Origin of the sequence: Rhodopseudomonas sp. (assembly GCF_048594845.1) — a bacterium.
Lineage (GTDB): Bacteria > Pseudomonadota > Alphaproteobacteria > Rhizobiales > Xanthobacteraceae > Rhodopseudomonas.
Map to the genome: position 1 here is coordinate 1 of NZ_JBMDXE010000235.1, position 5,263 is coordinate 5,263.

Annotated in this window: 3 protein-coding genes and 1 pseudogene; all 4 read left to right on the plus strand. The window is 64.9% G+C overall.

Translation table 11 applies throughout. The annotated features are described in order from the left end of the window. The first annotated feature begins 79 nt into the window (after positions 1 to 79). Positions 80 to 1,033, plus strand: a complete 954-nt coding sequence (locus ACOJTD_RS15180; protein ID WP_420133728.1) for a dihydrodipicolinate synthase family protein — start codon at positions 80 to 82, stop codon at positions 1,031 to 1,033. A gap of 4 nt (positions 1,034 to 1,037) precedes the next feature. Further along, on the plus strand, positions 1,038 to 1,832 hold the full coding sequence (locus tag ACOJTD_RS15185; protein WP_420133729.1) for an NUDIX hydrolase: 795 nt from the start codon (positions 1,038 to 1,040) through the stop codon (positions 1,830 to 1,832). A gap of 220 nt (positions 1,833 to 2,052) precedes the next feature. Then, the gene (locus ACOJTD_RS15190) at positions 2,053 to 4,236 is read left to right on the plus strand and encodes a PQQ-dependent dehydrogenase, methanol/ethanol family (protein ID WP_420133730.1); all 2,184 of its coding nucleotides are present in this window, start codon (positions 2,053 to 2,055) and stop codon (positions 4,234 to 4,236) included. Positions 4,237 to 4,426: 190 nt separating this feature from the next. Further along, positions 4,427 to 5,263, plus strand: a pseudogene (locus ACOJTD_RS15195) (histidine kinase); the annotation flags it as partial.

The window sequence follows — 5,263 nt, forward strand, 5'->3', positions numbered from 1 at the left end:
GTACCTCGTCCGGGACACGGGATTTTCCTGAACGATGATGCTATCCAGTGCGCACCCAGACTGACCAAAGGCACATCGTATGAAGCTGACCCCCGACGCCGCCGGCACGTTCGCTATCGCACCGACTCCGTTTCACGACGACGGCCGGATCGACGAGGCTTCGATCGACCGGCTGACGGATTTCTATGCCGAGGTCGGCTGCGAGGGCATGACTGTGCTCGGCATCCTAGGGGAGGCGCCGAAGCTCGATGCCGCCGAAGCGCAGGCGGTGGCGACGCGCTTCGTCAAGCGGGCCAAGACGCTGCAGGTCATCGTCGGCGTCTCGGCGCCGGGCTTCGCGACCATGCGCGCGCTGGCGCGGGCGTCCATGGAAGCCGGCGCGGCGGGCGTGATGATTGCGCCGCCGCCGAGCCTGCGCACCGACGAGCAGATCACCGGCTATTTCCGGCAAGCCGTCGAGGCGATTGGTGACGACATTCCATGGGTGCTGCAGGACTACCCGCTGACACTGTCGGTTGTGATCACGCCGAATGTGATCCGGCAGATCGTGATGGACAATGCGTCCTGCGTGATGCTGAAGCACGAGGATTGGCCGGGTCTTGAGAAGATCACCAAGCTGCGCGCGTTCCAGAAGGACGGTTCGCTGCGGCCGCTGTCGATCCTCACCGGAAATGGCGGGTTGTTCCTCGATTTTGAGATGGAGCGCGGCGCCGACGGCGCGATGACTGGCTATTGCTTTCCGGACATGCTGGTCGACGTCGTCAAGCTGTCGCGGGCCGGCCAGCGCGATCTCGCGCACAACCTGTTCGACGCGCATCTGCCGCTGATCCGCTACGAGCAGCAGCAGGGCGTCGGTCTCGCCGTGCGCAAATACGTGCTGAAGAAGCGCGGCATCATTGCGTCGTCGGCGCAGCGGAAGCCGGGCTCGACCCTGACCGACACGGCGCGCGAGGAAGTGGACTATCTGCTGTCACGGCTCGCGCGGATCGACAAGCGCGCGGACCTCGAACCACGCGCCAAAGCCGCGGAGTAACCCCATGTCGAACGAAGCGTCGGTCGCACGTCCTGCATCCACCATTCTGCTGCTGCGCGACCGCGCCGACGGCTTCGACGTCTTCATGATGGTCCGGCACTATCAGATCGAATTCGCATCAGGCGCGCTGGTGTTTCCGGGCGGGAGCGTCGATGCCGGTGACCGCGACATCATCGATCGGCCAGAACTCTACGCCAGCGCCGCGACGGGCGAGGGGCCCTCGCTCGACTTTCAGATTGCCGCCATCCGCGAGACCTTCGAGGAGAGCGGCATTTTGCTGGCACGGCCACGCGGCAGCGACCAACTCGTTGCGGCGTCGCGTGCGAGCGAAATCGAAGCCGCGCATCGCACTGCGCTGTGCGAAGGCAAAATCTCCTTCGCCGAGATCCTGGCGACCAACCAGCTCGTGCTCGCGCTCGACCTGCTGGTGCCCTATGCGCACTGGATCACGCCGGAGAAGCTGCCGAAGCGGTTCGATACCTGGTTCTTCCTCGCCGAAGCGCCGCCAGAGCAGCTCGGCATGCACGACGGCAAGGAATCGACCGATTCGATCTGGCTGTCGCCACGGGAAGCTCTGGACGGCGGCGAGAGCGGGCGCTTCACCCTGCCGTTTCCGACCACGCGCAACCTGATCCGGCTCGGCAAGCAGCCGAGCGTTCGGGAGGCGCTCGATTTTTCGCGCGGGCAGCACGTCGTGACGGTGATGCCGATCATGGGCCGCGACGGCGACAAGCGCACGCTGACGATTCCGGCCGAGGCCGGTTACGATGGCGAAGTGTTCGAATTCAACGGAAATTAGCTCCGTTTCGGTGCGGTTTCGCGGATCGTGGAAATCCTGCTCCAGTGCTGATTGCACTCTCTCCGCGGCGCTACTACGCACGTCGCATTGCAGCGTGAGGCGTGCTGCGCTGCGGCGGTAGTATCAAAATAGACGATCGCACGCGTCTCGTCAGTTGACGCATTCTAGAACGCGCGCAACACTCTCGTCAGGCCCGTCAGAGGCCATAGGGAGTGAACGCATGAAACGACCTGCCGATCGGGCGCGGGCAGCGCACCGATTCCTCCGCACGCATTCGTCCGCACGATTTTTCCAGAGGGACTTGAAGGTCGGCGCCGCCGCCCTTGCGGCCGCGCTGCTGATTCACGGCGCAGCTTTCGCACAGGACGCGAAGAGCTCGGCCGATCACATCCGCTCCGTCACCGGCGCGATCGACAGCGCAGCGATCGTGGCGAACGCCAAGACGACGAATGACTGGCCGAGCTACGGACTCGACTACGCCGAGACCCGGTTCAGCAAGCTCAATCAGATCAACACCGACAACGTCAAACAGCTCGGCCTGAAGTGGAGCTACAACCTGCAGTCCGAGCGCGGCATCGAGGCGACGCCGCTGGTGGTCGACGGCATCATGTACGTCACCGCGTCGTGGAGCGTCGTGCACGCGATCGACACCCGCACCGGTAAGAAACTCTGGACGTTCGATCCCGGCGTCAAGCGCGAGAACGGCTATCGCGGCTGCTGCGACGTCGTCAATCGCGGCGTAGCTTTGTACAAGGGCAAGGTGTTCGTCGGCGCCTATGACGGGCGTCTGGTCGCGCTCGATGCGGCCACCGGTCAGAAGGTGTGGGAAAAGGACACGCTGGTCGATCACGAGCACTCCTACACGATCACCGGTGCGCCCCGCGTGTTCAACGGCAAGGTGCTGATCGGCAATGGTGGTGCCGAATACGGCGCGCGCGGTTACATCACCGCTTACGACGCCGAGACGGGTAACCAGGCCTGGCGCTGGTTCACGGTGCCGGGCGATCCGTCCAAGCCGTTCGAGGACGCCTCGATGGAGGCCGCGGCGAAGACCTGGGATCCGGCCGGCAAATGGTGGATCAATGGCGGCGGCGGCACGCCGTGGGACACCATCACGTTCGATCCCGAACTCAACATGGTCTATATCGGCACCGGCAACGGCTCGCCCTGGAACAGACATCTGCGCAGCCCGGCGGGCGGTGACAATCTGTACCTCGCGTCGATCGTGGCGCTGAACGCCGACACCGGAAAGTACATCTGGCACTATCAGGAAACGCCCGGCGACAACTGGGACTACACGTCGACCCAGCCGATGATCCTGGCCGACATCACGATCGACGGACAGCCGCGCAAGGTCGTGCTGCACGCTCCGAAAAACGGTTTCTTCTTCGTGATCGACCGCACCAACGGCAAGTTCATCTCGGCGAAGAATTTCGTCGATGTGAATTGGGCGACCGGCTACGACGCCAACGGCCGGCCGATCGAGAATCCCGAGGCGCGTTCTCCGGACAAGCCGTTCGACGCGATCCCCGGGCCGTACGGTGCGCACAACTGGCATCCGATGTCGTACAACCCGCAGACCGGGCTGGTGTACCTTCCGGCGCAGGGCGTGCCTGTGAACCTCACCGGTGAGAAAGCGCTCAACCATAACAAGATGGAGCCGTTCAAGTTCGGCAGCACCACGGGCTGGAACGTCGGCTTCTCGCTGAACGCCACCCCGCCGAAGAACCTGCCGTTCGGCCGGCTCGTCGCCTGGGACCCGATCCAGCAGAAGGAGGCCTGGCGCGCCGAATACGTCTCGCCCTGGAACGGCGGCACGCTGACCACCGCGGGCAATCTGGTGTTCCAGGGCACGGCTGACGGCCGCCTGGTCGCCTACAACGCCAAGACCGGCGAGAAGCTCTGGGAAAGCCCGCTCGGCACCGGCGCGGTTGCGGCGCCGGCCACCTACATGGTCGACGGCGTGCAATACGTCTCGATCGCGGTGGGCTGGGGCGGCGTGTTCGGCATCAGCGCACGCGCGACCGAGCAGGAGGCGCCGGGCACGGTGTACACCTTCGCGGTCGGTGGCAATGCGCCGATGCCGGCCTTCACCAAGTATCAGATGGGCAATCTGCTGACGGGCGTCCAGTACGATCCCAAGGACGTGCCGGAAGGCACCGCGATCTATGTTGCGGCCTGCGCCACTTGCCACGGCGTGCCGGGCGTCGACCGCGGCGGCAACGTCAAGAACCTCGGCTACAGCACGACCGACAAGATCGCCAACCTCAAGCAGATCGTGTTCAAGGGGCCGTTCCGCGAGAAGGGCATGCCGGACTTCACCGGCAAGCTGACGGATGACGACGTGGTCAAGATCCAGGCCTTCATCCAGGGCACGGCCGACGCCATCCGGCCGAAGAAGTAGCCGCAACTGCGGTCTCGGTCTCCCGCCGCGTCAGCGGCGGGAGACTATATCCGCGTTCCGGGAGGGATTTTGTCCTCCGGCGGCCAGTCATCGGTGGACCGCGTCTGAACGTTGTGGCTGGCGGTCCGGCACTGTACCCTTGTGGTGACTTTGTGGGATAGTCGCCCGACGGGAGCAGCGGTTTCGCCATATGCCAAACGCCATTTCAGCGTTCATCCAGAGCGTGAGGTCGCGCACGCTCTCGATCCGGCAGATGACATTCGGCAGCTTCCTGCTGCTGCTGACCATCATCACCATGACCAGCGTCGGCAGCGTCGTCGCTATCCGCCATATCGACAATACGTTTGGCGAACTGCAGCGGCTGCAGAGCGTCGGTGATCTCGCCGAGGAGATCGAGCGCCGGATGAGCGAGCTGCGCTTCGCCGCGCGCCAGGTGGTCAGCGAGCCGAGTGCCCAGCCTGCCGGCAAGGTGTTCGAAGCTGCTTCGGCACTCACCGAGCTGCTGAAGAAGACGCGGCTCGAGATCGATGCCGATCAGCAGGAAATGATCGACGGGGTCACCGCGCGCCTCGCCAATTATCGCGACGGCTTGGAGCGGATCACCGCCCTGATGCCGCGCCGGGCCGAAATGGTGGCCAGCGTTCCGCCGCTCCGGGATGCGTTCGAGGCGGTCGTCACCGGCCTGCAGGATCGCGCGCTGGCTGCGGCGCTGCACAGCGAACACAGCAAGATCGCAGCGGCGCTGCTCGCGCGGGATCTGTCCGGCGCCAGCGAAGCGGCGCAGCGGATGCGCGAGATTCGACTTCTCGATCCTGTCGCCGCGACCGCCGTGCGCGACTATGCCGACGTGATCATCTCGACCACCGCGGTGGAGCAGGAGATCGCGATGCTGGATCGCAACGTGCTCGGCACCGAGGGGCGGCTGATCGCCCGGGTGACGGAGCTGTTGCGCGATGTCAGCGCGCGCCGCGGCCGGGTCTTGTCGCGCGATCTCGCCCGCACGCTGGCGGAAGATAAGTGGCAGAGC